This is a genomic window from Rhodococcus baikonurensis, from assembly GCF_040489275.1.
GTDB lineage: Bacteria > Actinomycetota > Actinomycetes > Mycobacteriales > Mycobacteriaceae > Rhodococcus_F > Rhodococcus_F baikonurensis.
On the sequence record NZ_JBEUOQ010000007.1, the window covers coordinates 265,779 to 281,523 of the forward strand.

Below are 15,745 nucleotides of genomic sequence, written 5' to 3' on the forward strand. Positions count from 1 at the left end.
CGCCGACTAACATGTCAGGCCCTCTTCCGGCGCCTTCAAGTACACGAAGTAGTCGACGACGGCATCGTCGACGCAGGAGTTTCCGTCCAGAACGACCGTGTGCTGGGTTCCGTCGAAGGTGATCAGGGCAGCGCCCAACTGCTTCGCGAGATCCACTCCGGCCTGATACGGCGTAGCCGGATCCTGCGTCGTGGACACGACGACCAGCTGAGGCAGTCCGGCATCGGCGAGCGCCTGGGGGTCGAGCGCGTGGGGGCTGCCGGTTGCCGGAACGGGCCAGAACGCGCACAGGTCGAGCGGCGCTTGACCGGTCCCTCGGCCGTCGTCGAGGAACGGGGCCGCTTCGCGGTACCGGGTATCGGACTCGCCGGCCTCGGCGCGGTCGGTGGTTGCCGGATCGTCCACGCAGCGAATGGCGTTGAACGCGTCGTTGATGTTGGAGTAGCTGCCGTCGTCCTCACGGCCTTCGTACATGTCGGCGAGATTGAGCAGCGAGTCGCCGCGTCCGTCGGCCAGACTCGACAGACCCCCACGCAGCGGCGTCCACAACTGTGGCGAATACAGAGCCTGCTGGACGCCCGTGATCGCGTCGGAATAACTCAGTCCGCGCGGATCGGTGGTCTGTGCCGGCTTCTCGATCAACGGATCGACGAGTGCCTGAAAGCGCGCTTGCGCCTGCGCCGGATCGTCACCGAGCGGGCAGTCCGTTCGCGAGACACAGTCGGCGACAAAGGCGTCGAACGCGCCTTGGAAACCCTGACCTTGCAGGACCACTTCGTCGACCGGATCCTGTTCGGGGTCGAGCGCGCCGTCGAGGACCATCGCTCGGACGTTCTGCGGAAAGGTTTCCGCGTAAGTGGATCCGAGCCGGGTCCCGTACGAGAACCCGAGGTAGTTCATCTTCGGATCGCCGAGAACGCCCCGAATGACGTCCATGTCTCGCACCACCTCGTAGGTACCGACATGCGCGAGGAACTCCGTACCGGTCCGCTCAGCGCACTTGGCGGCGTAGTCCTTGCTGTCCGCCTCGGCGAGGGCGATGCCCTCCGGTGTCATGTCGACGTTGACCTCCGCACGCTCCGCGTCGGTCTCCTCCGGCGTCAAACACCGAACCTGCGGCGTCGACGCTCCGATCCCCCGCGGATCGAAGCCGATCATGTCGAAACGCTCCTGCAGTTCGGTGCCCGAACCCGACGTGGCCATCGACAGCCCGGACCCACCCGGCCCGCCGGGGTTCAGCAACAGCGAGCCGATGCGGTCACCGGTGGCCTTCGAACGCGAGATCACCACCTTCGCGGTGTCGCCGCTCGGATTCGCGTAGTCGACGGGAACGCTCACCTCTGCGCAGTCGACCCCTCGCCCCAGCGGCGCAGTTCCTTCTTCGACGAATTGGTCGCACGAACCCCAGTCGAGCGTCTGCTCGTAGAATTTCTCCAGGCCGGACGGCACCGCGGACGCGGCGGAACCAGCGGGTTCCACCGATTCGGGAGTGCCTTCCGAACTGGTGCAACCGACAACCAACACGAGCACTGCTGCGCTTCCGGCGAGGGCACCGGAGAGGCGAACGAACTTCGACATGCCATCGATGGTGCCAGGAAACCGCGATAGCCAGCGGTTCGCCTCATCTCGGCACCTACCTGATACGCGCGCGGTGATGTGACCCATTGCACCCCGTCAACTATTCGTGTCGGCGATGTCCGGTGGCAGACTGAACACGTCATCACCCACACCCGGGGACCCGAAGGCGATCAACGCTCAGGGCCTCGAGGCCAGAAAGGGACAACGATGTCCGAAACACCTCTCTACGGTTCTGTACCCACTGCAGGCTCTGTACCCACTGCAGGCTCTACCGATGCACCGAAGCGCAAGACGCGCATTCACCACCTCGCCGAGATGAAGCAGAACGGCGAACGCTGGTCGATGCTCACCGCTTACGACTACTCCACGGCACGCATCTTCGAAGACGCAGGCATCCCGGTGCTGCTCGTCGGCGACTCGGCCGCCAACGTCGTCTACGGCTACGACACCACCGTGCCGATCACCGTCGACGAACTGCTCCCGCTCGTGCGCGGCGTCGTTCGCGGCGCACCGCACGCGCTCGTCGTCGCCGATCTCCCCTTCGGCACCTACGAGGGTTCCGCCGAGCAGGCCCTGGCGACTGCCACACGGTTCATGAAGGAAGGCCTCGCGCACGCCGTCAAGCTCGAGGGCGGTGAGCGGATGAGCAAGCAGATCGCGGCAATCACCTCGGCCGGCATCCCCGTCATGGCTCACGTCGGATTCACCCCGCAGAGCGTGAACTCGCTCGGCGGTTTCCGCGTCCAGGGTCGCGGCGACGCGGCCGAGCAGCTTGTGGCGGACGCCATTGCAGTCCAGGAAGCCGGGGCGTTCTCCGTCGTCATGGAAATGGTTCCGGCCGAGATCGCGGGCCAGGTCAGCCGCAAACTCACCATCCCCACCGTCGGCATCGGGGCCGGTTCCGAATGCGACGCGCAGGTACTCGTCTGGCAGGACATGGCGGGTTACACGAGTGGTAAGACAGCCAAGTTCGTCAAGCGTTTCGGTAACGTCGGTGACGAACTGCGTTCCGCAGCCGCAGCCTATGCATCAGAAGTTCGCACTGGCGCTTTCCCGGCCGCAGAACACAGTTTCTGATCCGAGACCGGCGAACGCCGCCTGTCTCTCAACCAGCCAGGGGTGCGTTCAATGATCGGTAACCGTCGAAGTTCTACTGCCGCAGCTGTAGTCGGTGCGGCAGCTCTCGTCACGGTGCTGAGCGGATGCGCGGGAGGGTCCACCAACTCTCCCGCGCCCAGCAGCACTACGCCCGCGAGTTCCACCACGACGGCGCCGGCAACAAGCTCCGCGTCCGGTTCGACGTTCACCGACGCTCAGGTCCAGCAGTTGTGCTCGGATATGGAAGGGCAGCTGCAGAACTGGCGGACCGTCACCCCGACGCTCGGCAAGGGTGGACTGAACACGATCGTCATCACGTGGGCGACGCAGAACGGCATCAACCTGCTCGATCTCGCCCAGAACCGCGAAAGCATCGACGCGGCAACCTCGGCCGCGTGCCCCGATGTCCGGAGCGGCGCGATTTCCGCACTCGAGATCCCCGATCTCGCCTCCGGACTGGTGGGCTTCTGATGACCGACACGTCAGCCACTTCAGGGCAGCCGTCGGCTCTTCGGAGTCTGTATCCCCCGATCGAGCCCTTTGTCACCGGCTTCCTCGATGTCGGTGACGGCCAGAGCATGTACTGGGAAGTCAGCGGCAATCCGGACGGCAAGCCAGTGGTGTTCCTGCACGGTGGCCCCGGTGGCGGTGCACAACCGGCGGTGCGCCAGTTCTTCGATCCGGCCGCATACCGAATTGTTCTCCTCGACCAGCGCGGCTGCGGGCGATCCACCCCGCACGTTGCCGACGGCGCCGACCTGTCGGTGAACACGACCGACAAGCTGCTGGCCGACATCGAAGCCCTGCGTGAACATCTGTCGATCGACAAGTGGATGGTCTTCGGCGGGTCCTGGGGTTCCACGCTGTCCATCGCCTACGCCGAAACGTTTCCCACGCGCGTCACGGAACTGGTCCTGCGCGGGATCTTCCTCCTGCGTCGCAGCGAGATCGACTGGTACTACAACGGCGGCGCCGGAAACATCTTTCCGGAGCGCTGGGACAAGTTCCTCGAACCGGTGCCCGAGGCGCAGCGCGGTGAAGACCTCGTCGCGGTCTATCACCAATTGCTCCATTCCGAAGACCCCGACGTCGCAGCCCGGGCAGCGATCGCCTGGTCTGCCTGGGAAGGATCGACGAGTTACCTGTATCCACAGGCGGACAAGATCGAACAGAACTCCGAGACCAGGTTCGCCTTGGCCTTCGCTCGCATCGAGAATCACTACTTCGTCAACGGCGGATTCTTCGACGAGGGTCAGCTCCTACGCAAAAGCTCCGCACTGCACGGCATTCCGGGGACGATCGTCCAGGGCCGCTACGACGTCGTCTGCCCCGCCACCAGTGCCTGGGCACTGCACAAGGCGTGGCCCGAATCCAAGCTCGTGATCGTCGACGACGCCGGACACTCCGCGATGGAGCCCGGCATCGCACATCACTTGGTGGAAGCCACCGATTCGTACCGGTAGCTCCCTACGCCGGGAACGTGAATTCCACCGTCCGTTTGACGGTGTCGACGGCGGTGAGTCGCACCTTTGCGCGCTCACCGTCGTCGGGCGTTCCGACGCATTTCGCAATCACGGCGACCGACGGGACAAACACTTCCGCCGAGCGCTTTCCGTCCTTGGCGCGCATCACCACCGCGTCGAAGACCTCGCCGACCCGGCCGTCGAGCAGCGTGGACTCGGTCAGATCGATGCACGCGCGGTCGACCTTGTTCGCCAGTGAGTCGGACCCACTCATGATGTCGGGCAACTCGGGAAGGGCGGTGCGCACCCATTCCGGTACCGCCGTACCAGCTGTGATCGCCAGACACACCTCGGTGCTGAAACGATCGGACAGGCGGCGTAGCGGAGCCGTGACGTGAGCGTAGGGCGCTCCGATCCCCGCATGCACCGTCAACTCCGGTAATCGGCCGTCGAAGGCCGCGTAGTCTGCGCCGCGCAGCAACGACGGCGCAACCGACATCAGCGCCATCGTCGACGGCTCGCCCGAGTCGAGGCCGGCAAGAATCTGCCCGACGCTTTCCCCCTCCGGCCACGTGATACCCAGCGCCACTGCAGTTCTCCGCAAGGTCCGAACCGCGGACTCCTCGGCGGGCGGCAGCGTGCGAAGCAACCCGATACCTGCGTCGATCATCATGCGGCCGGCACACATCCCGGTCAGTAGCGACACTTCTGCGTTCCAGTCGTCCGCTTCGGTGCGTGGCTCCAACTCGATCCGCCAGCGAACCGAGGACTCGTCCTCCGGCTGCTCCCGAACCACTGACTGCTCGGGCAGTTTCAGCTCGATGGCACCCCTGGCAACCGCCGAGGCACTGCGCAATCGTCCGAACTCCGGTAGTGCGGCGATCGACGGATGCAAGGTGCCCGCGTCCGCGTCGCGCTGCACGGTCGAATAATCCAGACGCGCCACAGATTTCACCAGAGCTCGCCTCACCTGCCACGACGTGGGCTCGGCTTGGGCATCCAACTCGATACACCACAGCGCGGCGGGGCGAACCACGTCCGGCAGCAGGCTCGCCGATCCCTCCGACAACGCCCGAGGATGCAGCGGAACGGAACCGTCCGGGAGATAGAAGGTTTGGCCACGTTTGCGGGTTTCGATGTCGAGCGCACCACCTGGCGACACCACCGCCGCGACGTCGGCGATCGCGTAGTGCACGACGTACCCGGTCGACGTCTTCTCGATGTGCACTGCCTGGTCGAGGTCCATCGATCCGGGAGGGTCGATGGTCACGAAGGCGATACCCGTTTCGTCGACACGCCCGGCACCGAAACGATCCACGGCATTCTCGGCCTCGGCCTGCGCCGCGGCCGAGAATGCTCCTGGCAAATCGAATTCCGCCCGAACCACTCCGAAGTCGATTCCCTGCACCATCATTCGACCTGCGGGCACGCGTCCTCCATGATCGGTTCGGGCCGGTCCAGCAGCTGTACCGGTCCCAGTTGTTCCAGCCTCAGTTGTTCCAGTCTTCGTCTGCCCGATCGGCGGCTTTGTTGCGTTCGGCCGCGATCTTCAATGCATGCTCGGCAGAGTCCCGATCAGGGTACGGCCCCATCCTCGTCAGCGAGGACGCACCCTTTCCCTGCGTGACGGAACCGTCGGACACGTCGAAGTACCAGAGTCGATCTTCATCAGTCATATCCACAGTGTGACATCAGAGTGAGATAGAAGCTTGTAGATCGCTGTGAGACTGATATTCTTTCTACTTGGCCTGGCAGGTGAGAACCGGACATTCGAACGGTGAGTTCTGCTTGAATGCCCAACACAAGCTACGAACAGAAAATGGAGTGCGCATGTCCGCAATTCTTTACGATTACCTCCTCCCGCTCATGGGCCATGACGCGGCAACGTACTGGGCTACGCTGCTGGTCATCAAGCCTGTCTGACAGCTTTCGACCAAAAAAGGAAGACCCCCACCGATCCGGTGGGGGTCTTCCTTTTTGCTCTCTTGCAGATCGCGGGCGGACGAGTCGGCGTGTAAGCCGGATCCTGTCCTGCGACACCGAAGTGCCGAGTGGCGACCATCCATCTGGGCACACCGTCGCCGGGTGCCTCGAGCGGTTCACCCGCAGGCTCGGGCGAGCAGCCCTCGAACACCTGCGCAGCCGCACCGCGGGCGATGCGACCTTCAACCTTGCTCCGGGCGGGGTTTACCTAGCCACCCCGGTCACCCGAGGTGCTGGTGCGCTCTTACCGCACCGTTTCACCCTTACCTGCCTCGAAAGGCAGGCGGTCTGTTTTCTGTGGCACTGTCCCGCGAGTTGCCTCGGGTTGCCGTTAACAACCGCCCTGCTCTGTGGAGTCCGGACTTTCCTCGGCCCCAGGCCTGTGCGTGGTACACGCTGGTTCCAGAAGCCGCGGCCGCCCGGCCAACTCGTCCGCCCCCGTATGCTACCGGGCGCCTGTCGGTGGTCGGCACTATGGTCACCTTATGACTCGGTACGTGGCCCTGCTACGCGGTATCAACGTGGGCGGCATCAACATCAAGATGGCGGACCTGGCGAGAGTCTTCGGTGACCTCGGATTCGAAGGCGTGAAAACCGTCCTGGCCTCCGGCAACGTTCTGTTCGACAGTCCGAGCACCGACATCCCGTCGTTGAAGAAACAGATCGAATCCGCCCTTGCCCGCGAGTTCGGCTACGAGGCTTGGGTATTCGTCCTCGACATTCCGACACTGCAAGCGATCGTGGACAACTACCCGTTCGAGCGCGAACGCGAGGGTTGGCATGCTTACGCGATGGTTGCCTCCGAGCCTGAAATCCTCGAGGAATTGAGCGCTGCGGCAGCGCAACTCGATGCCTCGGTCGAACGCGTGGTGGCCGGCGACGGAGTCCTGTACTGGGAGGTCGAGAAGGGGCAGACCGTCAAGAGCGCGTTCGGCAGGAACACCGGAAAACCGAACTTCAAGGCCTTCACCACAACCCGAAATCTGAACACGCTCTACAAACTGCTCAAATGACGCTCGCCCCGACACGGAGCACCAACGCGTGACTCTTCTACCGATCCTGCTCGTCGCCCTCGTCCTCGTCTTTGCGATAGTGCGTCCACGCGAGCTCCCCGAGATCGTCATCGCCGGGCCGGCAGCCGTCGTCGTTCTCCTGACCGGCGTCGTCACTCTCGACGAAGCCCGCGAAGAACTGACGAGCATGGCACCCACCGTCGTCTTCCTGGTTGCCGTGCTGGTTCTCGCTCATGCCGCGGACGCTCTCGGCGTCTTTCGCTGGGTCAGCCAGATCCTGCAGCAAAAATCCCTTGCCGATCCGCACCGGTTGCTGATGTACGTATTCGGCGCCGCTGCCCTGACCACGGCGGTGCTGAGCCTCGACGCCACCGTCGTGCTGCTGACGCCCGCAGTGATCGCGGCCGCACGATCCATCGGAGCAAGTCCGCGGCCCCATTCCTATGCCAGTGCGCACCTGTCGAACTCGGCGTCGACGCTCCTGCCGGTGTCGAACCTGACCAACCTCATCGCTTTTGCTGCAACAGGTTTGACGTTCTTGCACTTCACGGCATTGATGGCGTTGCCGTGGATCGTGACGATCGCTGTCGAATATCTGATCTTTCGACTGTTCTTCCGCTCGGAACTCGTGCGGGACGACAGCGCAGATCCGCCTGCGGCAGCCAGATCTGCGCCTGCGCCGATTCTGCCGCTGACGGTGATCGGACTGACGCTGCTCGGTTTCGCGGTTTCGGGTTTCTTCGGGATCGAACCCGCCTGGATCGCCGTGGTGGGTGCGAGTGTCCTGGGAGCGATCGCTCTGGCTCGGCACCGTACGACCGCCGCCAAGATGATCTACGCTGCCGACCTCTGGTTCTGCGCGTTCGTCCTGGTTCTCGGGATCATCGTCGCCGGCGTCGCGAACGGGCCGGTGGGCGAATGGATTGCGCAGATCCTGCCAGGCGACACCAGCTACGGATCACTGCTCTTTGTCGCCGCGGTAGCGGCGGTTGCGTCCAATCTCGTCAACAACCTGCCGGCAACCTTGCTGATGATCGCGGCACTCGGAACGGCGGCACCTCCAGCTCTGGTGCTCGCGATGTTGATCGGCGTCAACCTCGGCCCCAACCTCACCTACGTGGGCTCTCTCGCGACCATGCTCTGGCGACGAGTTGCCACCAGCGCGGGCGCACCGCCCACGCTGGCGACATTCACTCTGCTCGGGATCATCACGACGCCACTGACGCTGCTCGCCGCCGTGAGTGCCCTGTGGCTGGTGATCTGATCAGAGGCTGATCAGCCGTCAGGGCTCTTTCAGCGAAGGTGTGACGTGTCGTTGACCAACCGGACCGAGGCTCCCCCGTCGGGGTAGAACTCGGTGATGCTCAGCGACGCCAGGTCCAGATGCAAGCGGTACAGCAACGACGGCCCGGCATCGAGCGCCAACTGCACCAAAGTCTTGATCGGGGTGACGTGAGAGACGACCAACAGCGTCGCGCCGCCGTAGGTCGAGATCAGGTCGTCGCGCGCGGCGACGACTCGTTCTCGCACCTCGTCGAAACTCTCGCCGCCGGGTGGACGCACCGAAGTGTCCGAGAGCCATTCGCGATGCAGGTCCGGGTCGCGCTCGGCTGCCTCGCGGAACGTGAGTCCGTCCCAGTCGCCGAAATCGGTTTCGATCAAACCCTTGTGCTCGACGACGGGAAGACCGAGCACGCGCGCCGATGCCTCTGCCGTCTCCCGGGTTCTGCCGAGGGGCGAGCAGACGATGGCGTCGATACCGCCGCGGTTCCCGAAGCGTCCGGCCGCGCCGGCAGCCTGCGCGCGGCCCAGTTCCGTGAGCTCCGGATTGCCGCGCCCGGAGTAGCGGCGATCGACCGACATCGCTGTCTGTCCGTGACGTAGCAACAACATTCGTGTCGGCTTGCCGGTGGTGGCGATCCATCCGGGAGAGCCGGCGATCTGAGGCTCCGATGTCTCTTCGGACGGCGCGGCGGGTGCAACAGGTGCGGGGGCCGAAGGTGCGACTGGACCGGTTTCGATACCGGCAGCCGCGTCCATCGCCTCGTTGGCAAGACGATCGGCATGAGAATTCTCGCCGCGCGGAATCCACGTGTAGGTCACTCCCGAGAACTGCGTCGCCAACTCGGCAGCGCGTCGCTGCAGCGGAATCATGTCCGGGTGCTTGACCTTCCATCGCCCGGACATCTGCTCGACGACCAGCTTGGAGTCCATGCGGACGTCGACCGTCGACGCTCCGAGTTCACCGGCGGCAGTCAACCCTGCGATCAGTCCGCGGTACTCGGCGACGTTGTTGGTCGCGATTCCGATGCTTTCCTTGCGTTCGGCCAACACCGAGCGGTTGGAGTCGAAGACCACGGCACCGTAGCCGGCCGGGCCGGGGTTGCCGCGCGATCCACCGTCGGCCTCGACGATGACCTGCGTGGGACTCACAGACCGGACTCCTTGGTACGCACCATGATTGCATTGCACTCTGGGCAACGAACGACGACGTCGGCCGGTGTCGCGGCGATTCGGGAGATCTCGCCGCGGTCGATCTCGATCCGGCAAGCGCCACATCGGCGTGCCTGCAGAAGCGCCGCGCCCGGTCCGCCCAGGGTGCGCTGCTTCTCGTAGACAGCAAGGAAATCGGCGGGGAATTCACCGACGAGTCGTTCGCGATCGGCGGCGCAACGCTCTTGCGCCTTGTCCAGATCGGCGACGGCGTCGTCACGGCGACGCTTGGCGTCGATCAGCTCTTCTTCGGCCTGGGACAGCTGGGCACCGGCGTGATCGTGATCGGCCTGCAATGCCTCACGCTGCTCCATCACTTCGAGCAACTCGTCCTCGAGGAGCCCCTGCCGCCTGACCAGGCTGCCGAGTTCGTGTTCGAGTTCGGTGAGCTGCTTCGCCCCGACCGACCCACTCTGCAACAGCGTGCGGTCACGATCCTCACGCTGACGAACAGCGTCGACCTCGCCTTCGAGCTTGCGAATGTCGCGATCAATGTCGTCGATCTGAATTTCGACGGCTACGGACGCATCTTTACGGCTGATTCGCTCGGCCTCGAGACGTTCGACTTCCTGTTGCTCGGGAAGCGCTCCGCGTCGGTGGGTGATCCGAGTGAGCTCAGCATCCACCCCGGCGAGGTCGAGAAGCTTGGATTGCACCTGTGGTTCGACGTTCACGCTGTATAACTCCTGCTGTAAGTCCGATGTCGGCAGTGCTCGCGAAGGACGGCTCTCGAAGAACTGCTCTTGAATTGTTCGTGCAACCGTACCTTGCAGAGCGCTGCACTAATGCGCACTCAAACACCACGGATCGGTGCGAATTGTCGAAACCCGGCTTTCCCACCCCGGATTGTCGGCAAACGCGGCGTCGAGCACCGATTTCGCCTGTGCACACCACGGGTATTCACTCGCCCAATGGGCGACGTCGACCAGAGCCGGGCCACCGGCACGTAGGTGCTCGTCCGCAGGATGATGCCGCAGGTCCGCAGTGACGTAGACGTCGGCGCCCAGTCCCGCCACCACGTCGAGATACGAGTCGCCGGAACCGCCGCAAACCGCCACGGTACGAACGGTTGCGTCTGGATCTCCGGCCGCGCGAACACCCCACTCGGTCGAGGGCAGTGAGCGCGCTACTCGCGCCGTGAACTCCCGCAAGGTTTCGGGGTGGTCGAGCTCACCCAACCGCCCCAGTCCGAGTGAACTGGGGAACGCTGCGAGTTCGAAGACATCGAAGGCCGGTTCCTCGTACGGGTGAGCCGCCCGCAATACGCCCAGCACCTCACTTCGCTTTCCCCGCGGGGCAATCACTTCCACACGATCCTCGCGAACCTGCTCCACAGCGCCGACGGTCCCGATCGTCGGATTAGCTCCGTCGGCGGGCAGGAACTGACCCGTTCCGGTGACGGTCCAGCTGCATTGGCTGTAGTCACCGATCCGCCCAGCCCCTGCGTCGAAAAGTGCATCCTGCACGGCCGATGCATTCTCCACCGGAACCATGACGACCCACTTGTCGAGCGGCTGCGTCGGCTTGGGTTCGATCGGACGCAGCACGGTCAGGCCCAGAGCCTGCGCCAACGCGTCGGACACTCCGGGGTCGGCGGAGTCCGCATTGGTGTGCGCCGAAAACAGCGCACACCCGGCTTTGATGAGTTTGTGGACCAACGCACCCTTGGGCGTGTGAGCGCCGACGGTGTCCACCCCACGCAGCAGAAGTGGATGGTGAACGACCAGAAGATCGGCACCGGAGGCGATGGCGTCGTCGACCACTGCCTCGGTCGGATCCACAGCGAAAACCACTCGCGTCACCGCGTCGGCCGGATCGCCGCAGACCAGACCGACCGAATCCCACGATTCCGCCAGGGCCGGCGGATAAGCGGATTCCAGCACGGCTATGACGTCCGCAAGAGTTGGGCCGCTCACAAGATCTCCTTCATCGCTTCGATCAGTACCGAAACCTGCTCGGCTGGACGGACGGCCACACGCAACTGATCCGGGCCGAGTCCGGGAAAGGTGTCGCACCGGCGGACGGCGATACCGCGGGCACGCAGGTGCTCCCGCATCGTGGCGCCGTCACGGACGTCGATGAGCACGAACGGCCCCGCAGCGGGTTCGTGCACGGCAATCCCGATCTCGGTCAGCCGCCGGGACATGTCTCGGCGGTCCACGGCAATCGCTTCGGCTTTGACCCTCGACTGCTCGACCGCGAACGGTTCGCAGCATGCCGTGATGGCCTCGATCTGCAGACTGCCCAATGGCCAGTGGGCTCGGCCGTGGGTGAACCGAGCCAGAAGATCGGGAGACCCGATCGCGTACCCACACCGCAATCCGGCGAGCGCCCACGTCTTGGTCAGGCTCCGAAGCACCAGTACATCCGCCGACTCGACACCGGCGACGCTCTCCGTTTCGCCGGGCACCGCATCGCCGAAGGCCTCGTCCACCACCAGGATCCGGCCCGGCCGACGCAATGCCAACACATCGGCCTTGGGGTGAAGCACGGACGTCGGGTTGGTCGGATTGCCGAGAACGACAAGGTCCGCGGATTCGGGTATCTGTGCGGTCCGAAGCTCGAAAGGCGGCTCCAGAATCACCTGCGTCACCGGTACACCGGCCTCTCGCAGCGCCAGTTCCGGCTCGGTGAACGACGGATGGATCAGCGCTGCCGAACGAGAGCCCAGGCGCGGCAGCATCGCGAATCCCTCGGCACCGCCCGAGAGCAACAGCACCTCTTCGGGCCGGCGCCCGTGCCGCTGCGCGACCGTTTCGCGGGCTTTCAGTTCCGCTGCAGCCGACGGGTACGAACCGAGCGTCGACAGCCCTGTGGCCAGCCGATCCCGCAACCACTTCGGTGGGCCGGAGCCTTGGACGTTGACGGCAAAATCGAGTAACCCGGGCTCCGCTTCGACATCGCCGTGATGTCTCAAGCTCTCCAGGTCAACCGTTCCGGTACTCACCCGGTCAGCCTACGGTCGAGCACCGTGCGCGGACATCACCCCTGCCGTCCGGGACAATGAGTGCCGTGACGACACCACCCCTCGACCGTTTTCCGGTAGTTCTGTTCGATCTGGACGGAACCATCACCGATTCCGCTCCCGGCATCCACGGCGGCTTCCGACATGCGTTGGCAACTGTCGGCCATCCGGAGCCGACGGAAGCGATGTTGGCATCGGTGATCGGCCCACCGATGGTCGACACCTTCAGGTCACTCGGTATGGCCCCGGCGGACGTGGACCGGGCGATCGCCGCGTACATCGAGCGCTATGACGCGACCGGGTGGCAGGAGAACTCGGTGTACGAGGGCATGGACGTCGTCCTGGGTAAGGCTCGCGCGAGCGGCACCCGACTGGCCGTCGCGACTTCGAAGTCGGAGCGGTTCGCAATTCGTATCCTCGAGCATTTCGGTCTGGCCGAGCACTTCGAGTTCATCGGCGGCGCAAGTGACGACGGAGCTCGACGGGCGAAACCCGATGTGATCGCACACTCGCTGACCTCACTCGGGATCACACCCGTCCTCGCTGCCGACGGCGGAACCCCCGACGTGTTGATGATCGGCGATCGTGATCACGACGTCCTCGGCGCCGCGAAGTACGGCATCCCCACCGTCGTCGTCGAATGGGGCTACGGTTCCGCCGAGGAAGCGCGGCAAGCGTTTCGCTCCGTATCGTCGGCATCCGAACTGGGAGGACTTCTCGATGGCCGCCACTGAACCACTCCACGTGACTGAACCACTCCATGTGACGTTTGTGTGCACCGGCAATATCTGCCGGTCACCGATGGCCGAAAAGATCTTGCTCGCGCATCTGGGCCGCGAAGGCCTCGCCGACCGGGTCCGTGTCAGCAGCGCCGGTACCGAGGGCTTTCACACCGGCAGTGACGCCGACGAGCGGACCAACGTCGTGCTCCGAGCGGCCGGATATCCGACGGGCCACAGCGCCGCGCAGGTCAACGCAGATCATCTCGCGGCCGACCTTGTCGTCGCCCTCGACACGGGGCACGAACGTGAGCTTGCTCATCTCGGCGTGCCCACCGAGCGCCGGCGCCTACTGCGATCGTTCGACCCCGAGGCGGACGGAGAATCGGTTCCGGACCCGTACTACGGGGATCAGGAGGACTTCGAACTGGTTCGAGACCAGATCGAAGCGGCCATTCCCGACATACTCGACTGGATCCGCGAGCGAGCCTGAACCCGGAGCAAAATTCACTCCCGTTCGGGCAACGGATACCGTGGACGTGTGCGAAGACTGAAATTCCTGTTGCGGCCCGGTTGGTTGGTACTGGCAGCTGTGGTCGGGCTCTTCGCCTACCTGTGCTTCACCGTGCTCGCTCCGTGGCAACTCGGCAAGAACACGAAGACCGAGCATCGCAATGATCTGATCTCGAACTCGATCAACGCGGAGACCGTGCCGATCAGTGACGTCATCGCCGATTCGACGATCGCACCGGACGACGAATGGCGAAACATCACCGCGGCAGGCACCTATCTGCCCGACGCCGACATCCTCGTACGACTGCAGTCCATCGAGGGCGCACCGTCGTACGAGATCCTGACGCCTTTCCTTCTGGACGACGGCCGCACGATCCTCGTCAATCGCGGATACGTTCGGCCGATCAACGGCGCCGAGGCACCGCCCATCGCTGCTCCGCCGACCGAGCCGGTCACCCTCAACGGACGCGTGCGCCTGTCGGAAGGCACTGCGCCCGGCCGAGTTCCGATGTTCGAGGACGGCGCCAAACAGGTCTACTCCATCGACGCACGACCGATCGGCGAGTTCATCGGAACGGACCTGATCGACGCGTACATCCAGCTCGAACCCGACCAGCCCGGCGGTCTCGGCACGATTCCGCTCCCCCAACTCGACGCGGGCCCGTACCTCTCGTACGGGTTCCAGTGGCTGGCGTTCGGCATCATGGCGCCGCTCGGACTGGCCTACTTCATCCGCGCGGAGTGGCGCGAACGTCGCAAGGAAAAGGCGGCTCAAGCAGCTGTCGACGGCTTCGCAGCGGACGACGCCGCGACCGAGAAGACTCCAGATGCGGCAGCGACCGCACCCCCCGCCGAACCGGCTCGTACCTTCAGCCGTCGCAAGAAGCCGGAACCGGAATCAGTGCCCCTGACGGCGCAGGAAGCCAAACTTGCCGATCGATACGGCAATACCCGCTGAAATACCCGCCGACACCACTGCCGCACTGATCTGCACCGCCGACGAGAGCCTCGACGCGCGGCGCAGATCGTTCGGCGTCGGCACGGGCCCGCTGCCGAGGACGGGGCGCATCTCCACCCCGTGTGCGTACTCGGTCCGGCCGCCCAACGAAATGCCCAATGCCCCTGCTGCCGACGCTTCCGCGACGCCCGCATTGGGGCTTGGATGAGCCGCTGCGTCGCGTTTCCACGCTGTCAGCGACTCGCGCACCGAGCCGCCCACCACCGGTGCACACGCAGCCGTCAGCGCGCCGGTCAGCCGAGCCGGGACGATATTGACCAGGTCGTCGAACCTCGCCGCAGCCCACCCGAATCTGAGGTATTTCTCGGAGCGATAGCCGATCATCGCGTCGAGTGTGTTGACCGCGCGGTAGGCGAACAGACCCGGCACACCCGCAACCGCGCCCCAGAACACTGCGCCGACACTGGCGTCGGAGGTGTTCTCGGCGACCGACTCCAGCGCAGCTCGAGTGAGGCCCTCTTCGCCCAACACCGACGGATCACGTCCACACAGTGAAGGAAGAAGCTCACGCGCTTTCGTCAGGTCGCCGTCGACCTGTGACGCCTCCAATCGAGCGGCCATGTCGATGCCGGTGCGTGCAAGCGACGTCCCGCCGAGCACGGCCCAGGTGGCTATCGCCGTCGTACCGGTGACGGCCACCCAACCGGCCCGGCGCGAGGCTGCTTCGGCTGCGAAGCCAAGCCCAGCGGCGCCGGCCACGAGCACGGCGACATGAAGTGTTCCAGCCGTGCGTGAGTCTCGGTAGGACATCTTCTGCAGCGCGATAGCTGCGGTTCCGAAGCCGGCAACGGGATGGAACTGCCCCGGATCGGCGAATGCCCGATCCGCAACGTAGCCGAGGAGAAGCCCGGCGGCTCGCGCATTGAATCGAGATTGGGACGAACGAACCGAAATCTGCACGA

Annotated in this window: 16 protein-coding genes and 1 other RNA gene; 8 read left to right on the plus strand and 9 right to left on the minus strand. The window is 64.6% G+C overall.

Translation table 11 applies throughout. The features are described 5' to 3' along the window. Positions 1 to 6: 6 nt before the first annotated feature. A complete protein-coding gene (locus ABWI03_RS18510) occupies positions 7 to 1,578 on the minus strand; it encodes an alpha/beta hydrolase (protein WP_298773359.1) in 1,572 nt (523 codons plus the stop codon). A gap of 207 nt (positions 1,579 to 1,785) precedes the next feature. Between ABWI03_RS18510 and panB the strand changes: the two genes are divergently transcribed. From panB to pip, 3 genes are read left to right on the plus strand one after another with little or no spacing between them, the layout of a single operon-like run. After that, complete coding sequence (panB, locus tag ABWI03_RS18515) at positions 1,786 to 2,655, plus strand: 3-methyl-2-oxobutanoate hydroxymethyltransferase (protein WP_166810542.1); 870 nt, start codon at positions 1,786 to 1,788, stop codon at positions 2,653 to 2,655. 51 nt (positions 2,656 to 2,706) lie between these two features. Then, positions 2,707 to 3,147 (plus strand): hypothetical protein, encoded by a 441-nt coding sequence (locus ABWI03_RS18520; protein ID WP_172436525.1) that lies wholly within the window; start codon positions 2,707 to 2,709, stop codon positions 3,145 to 3,147. Continuing rightward, positions 3,147 to 4,139, plus strand: coding sequence for a prolyl aminopeptidase (pip, locus tag ABWI03_RS18525; RefSeq protein ID WP_075833467.1), 993 nt, complete (start codon positions 3,147 to 3,149; stop codon positions 4,137 to 4,139). Before ABWI03_RS18520 ends, pip begins: the two co-directional genes overlap by 1 nt. Before the next feature lie 4 nt (positions 4,140 to 4,143). Here pip and ABWI03_RS18530 read toward each other — a convergent pair whose 3' ends face one another. The 3 genes from ABWI03_RS18530 to rnpB form a co-directional block, all read right to left on the minus strand. Further along, on the minus strand, positions 4,144 to 5,553 hold the full coding sequence (locus ABWI03_RS18530) for an RNB domain-containing ribonuclease (protein ID WP_298773384.1): 1,410 nt from the start codon (positions 5,551 to 5,553) through the stop codon (positions 4,144 to 4,146). A gap of 76 nt (positions 5,554 to 5,629) precedes the next feature. Continuing rightward, positions 5,630 to 5,815 (minus strand): hypothetical protein, encoded by a 186-nt coding sequence (locus tag ABWI03_RS18535; protein WP_007735457.1) that lies wholly within the window; start codon positions 5,813 to 5,815, stop codon positions 5,630 to 5,632. Positions 5,816 to 6,138: 323 nt separating this feature from the next. Then, an RNA gene (gene rnpB / locus ABWI03_RS18540) (RNase P RNA component class A) lies at positions 6,139 to 6,553 on the minus strand. A 54-nt stretch (positions 6,554 to 6,607) separates the two neighbouring features. On the opposite strand from rnpB, the gene ABWI03_RS18545 reads away from it, so the two are divergent. Then, positions 6,608 to 7,135 (plus strand): DUF1697 domain-containing protein, encoded by a 528-nt coding sequence (locus ABWI03_RS18545; protein WP_298773363.1) that lies wholly within the window; start codon positions 6,608 to 6,610, stop codon positions 7,133 to 7,135. 28 nt (positions 7,136 to 7,163) lie between these two features. Beyond that, on the plus strand, positions 7,164 to 8,399 hold the full coding sequence (locus ABWI03_RS18550; protein ID WP_095969810.1) for an SLC13 family permease: 1,236 nt from the start codon (positions 7,164 to 7,166) through the stop codon (positions 8,397 to 8,399). A gap of 29 nt (positions 8,400 to 8,428) precedes the next feature. Here the strand turns inward: ABWI03_RS18550 and ABWI03_RS18555 are convergent, their stop codons facing one another. From ABWI03_RS18555 to cobC, 4 genes are all read right to left on the minus strand, one after another. Then, positions 8,429 to 9,568 (minus strand): bifunctional RNase H/acid phosphatase, encoded by a 1,140-nt coding sequence (locus ABWI03_RS18555; RefSeq protein ID WP_298773366.1) that lies wholly within the window; start codon positions 9,566 to 9,568, stop codon positions 8,429 to 8,431. Next, a complete protein-coding gene (locus tag ABWI03_RS18560) occupies positions 9,565 to 10,302 on the minus strand; it encodes a zinc ribbon domain-containing protein (RefSeq protein WP_019748955.1) in 738 nt (245 codons plus the stop codon). The genes ABWI03_RS18555 and ABWI03_RS18560 overlap by 4 nt, the downstream gene beginning before the upstream one ends. Before the next feature lie 108 nt (positions 10,303 to 10,410). Then, positions 10,411 to 11,544, minus strand: a complete 1,134-nt coding sequence (locus ABWI03_RS18565) for a Nif3-like dinuclear metal center hexameric protein (protein ID WP_235169667.1) — start codon at positions 11,542 to 11,544, stop codon at positions 10,411 to 10,413. Then, positions 11,541 to 12,575, minus strand: a complete 1,035-nt coding sequence (cobC, locus tag ABWI03_RS18570; RefSeq protein WP_298773369.1) for an Rv2231c family histidinol phosphate aminotransferase CobC — start codon at positions 12,573 to 12,575, stop codon at positions 11,541 to 11,543. The genes ABWI03_RS18565 and cobC overlap by 4 nt, the downstream gene beginning before the upstream one ends. A 56-nt stretch (positions 12,576 to 12,631) precedes the next feature. On the opposite strand from cobC, the gene ABWI03_RS18575 reads away from it, so the two are divergent. From ABWI03_RS18575 to ABWI03_RS18585, 3 genes are read left to right on the plus strand one after another with little or no spacing between them, the layout of a single operon-like run. Then, the gene (locus tag ABWI03_RS18575; protein WP_298773371.1) at positions 12,632 to 13,327 is read left to right on the plus strand and encodes an HAD hydrolase-like protein; all 696 of its coding nucleotides are present in this window, start codon (positions 12,632 to 12,634) and stop codon (positions 13,325 to 13,327) included. Next, complete coding sequence (locus ABWI03_RS18580) at positions 13,314 to 13,805, plus strand: low molecular weight protein-tyrosine-phosphatase (RefSeq protein WP_298773373.1); 492 nt, start codon at positions 13,314 to 13,316, stop codon at positions 13,803 to 13,805. Before ABWI03_RS18575 ends, ABWI03_RS18580 begins: the two co-directional genes overlap by 14 nt. A gap of 48 nt (positions 13,806 to 13,853) precedes the next feature. After that, positions 13,854 to 14,783 carry an SURF1 family cytochrome oxidase biogenesis protein gene (locus tag ABWI03_RS18585; protein ID WP_298773375.1) on the plus strand — a complete coding sequence of 310 codons (930 nt, stop codon included), beginning with the start codon at positions 13,854 to 13,856 and terminating at the stop codon, positions 14,781 to 14,783. Here ABWI03_RS18585 and ABWI03_RS18590 read toward each other — a convergent pair. Next, positions 14,724 to 15,743 (minus strand): cobalamin biosynthesis protein, encoded by a 1,020-nt coding sequence (locus ABWI03_RS18590; protein ID WP_298773377.1) that lies wholly within the window; start codon positions 15,741 to 15,743, stop codon positions 14,724 to 14,726. The genes ABWI03_RS18585 and ABWI03_RS18590 overlap by 60 nt on opposite strands. Positions 15,744 to 15,745 lie beyond the last annotated feature (2 nt).

Coding starts and splice junctions, on each gene's coding strand:
- ABWI03_RS18535 (WP_007735457.1), bottom strand. CDS start 5,815: ATGACTGATGAAGATCGACTCTGGTACTTCGACGTGTCCGACGGTTCC.
- ABWI03_RS18545 (WP_298773363.1), top strand. CDS start 6,608: ATGACTCGGTACGTGGCCCTGCTACGCGGTATCAACGTGGGCGGCATC.
- ABWI03_RS18530 (WP_298773384.1), bottom strand. CDS start 5,553: ATGATGGTGCAGGGAATCGACTTCGGAGTGGTTCGGGCGGAATTCGAT.
- ABWI03_RS18575 (WP_298773371.1), top strand. CDS start 12,632: ATGAGTGCCGTGACGACACCACCCCTCGACCGTTTTCCGGTAGTTCTG.
- pip (WP_075833467.1), top strand. CDS start 3,147: ATGACCGACACGTCAGCCACTTCAGGGCAGCCGTCGGCTCTTCGGAGT.
- panB (WP_166810542.1), top strand. CDS start 1,786: ATGTCCGAAACACCTCTCTACGGTTCTGTACCCACTGCAGGCTCTGTA.
- ABWI03_RS18520 (WP_172436525.1), top strand. CDS start 2,707: ATGATCGGTAACCGTCGAAGTTCTACTGCCGCAGCTGTAGTCGGTGCG.
- ABWI03_RS18580 (WP_298773373.1), top strand. CDS start 13,314: ATGGCCGCCACTGAACCACTCCACGTGACTGAACCACTCCATGTGACG.
- ABWI03_RS18510 (WP_298773359.1), bottom strand. CDS start 1,578: ATGTCGAAGTTCGTTCGCCTCTCCGGTGCCCTCGCCGGAAGCGCAGCA.